The organism is Citrobacter sp. wls710 (assembly GCF_005281115.1).
Taxonomy (GTDB): Bacteria; Pseudomonadota; Gammaproteobacteria; order Enterobacterales; family Enterobacteriaceae; genus Citrobacter; species Citrobacter werkmanii.
In genome coordinates this window covers 1-1,196 of sequence record NZ_SZXD01000048.1, presented here as the reverse complement: position 1 = coordinate 1,196, position 1,196 = coordinate 1, and the positions used below count along the sequence as shown (strand labels likewise).

1 rRNA gene is annotated in these 1,196 nt (G+C 52.6%); it reads left to right on the top strand.

Features of this window, described 5'->3' with window-relative positions:
* A 23S ribosomal RNA gene (locus FDX14_RS20880) occupies positions 1-1,171 on the top strand; the annotation flags it as partial.
* Positions 1,172-1,196: the final 25 nt, after the last annotated feature.

Sequence of the window (1,196 nt, the reverse complement as noted above, 5' to 3'; positions counted from 1 at the left end):
TGGAGCTGAAATCAGTCGAAGATACCAGCTGGCTGCAACTGTTTATTAAAAACACAGCACTGTGCAAACACGAAAGTGGACGTATACGGTGTGACGCCTGCCCGGTGCCGGAAGGTTAATTGATGGGGTTATCCGTAAGGAGAAGCTCTTGATCGAAGCCCCGGTAAACGGCGGCCGTAACTATAACGGTCCTAAGGTAGCGAAATTCCTTGTCGGGTAAGTTCCGACCTGCACGAATGGCGTAATGATGGCCAGGCTGTCTCCACCCGAGACTCAGTGAAATTGAACTCGCTGTGAAGATGCAGTGTACCCGCGGCAAGACGGAAAGACCCCGTGAACCTTTACTATAGCTTGACACTGAACACTGGTCCTTGATGTGTAGGATAGGTGGGAGGCTTTGAAGTGTGGACGCCAGTCTGCATGGAGCCATCCTTGAAATACCACCCTTTAATGGCTGGTGTTCTAACGTGGGCCCCTAATCGGGGTTGCGGACAGTGTCTGGTGGGTAGTTTGACTGGGGCGGTCTCCTCCCAAAGAGTAACGGAGGAGCACGAAGGTTAGCTAATCCTGGTCGGACATCAGGAGGTTAGTGCAAAGGCATAAGCTAGCTTGACTGCGAGAGTGACGGCTCGAGCAGGTGCGAAAGCAGGTCTTAGTGATCCGGTGGTTCTGAATGGAAGGGCCATCGCTCAACGGATAAAAGGTACTCCGGGGATAACAGGCTGATACCGCCCAAGAGTTCATATCGACGGCGGTGTTTGGCACCTCGATGTCGGCTCATCACATCCTGGGGCTGAAGTAGGTCCCAAGGGTATGGCTGTTCGCCATTTAAAGTGGTACGCGAGCTGGGTTTAGAACGTCGTGAGACAGTTCGGTCCCTATCTGCCGTGGGCGCTGGAGAATTGAGGGGGGCTGCTCCTAGTACGAGAGGACCGGAGTGGACGCATCACTGGTGTTCGGGTTGTCATGCCAATGGCACTGCCCGGTAGCTAAATGCGGAAAAGATAAGTGCTGAAAGCATCTAAGCACGAAACTTGCCCCGAGATGAGTTCTCCCTGAGACTTTAAGTCTCCTGAAGGAACGTTGAAGACGACGACGTTGATAGGTCGGGTGTGTAAGTGTAGCGATACATTGAGCTAACCGATACTAATGAACCGTGAGGCTTAACCTTACAACGCCGAAGATGTTTTGGCGAA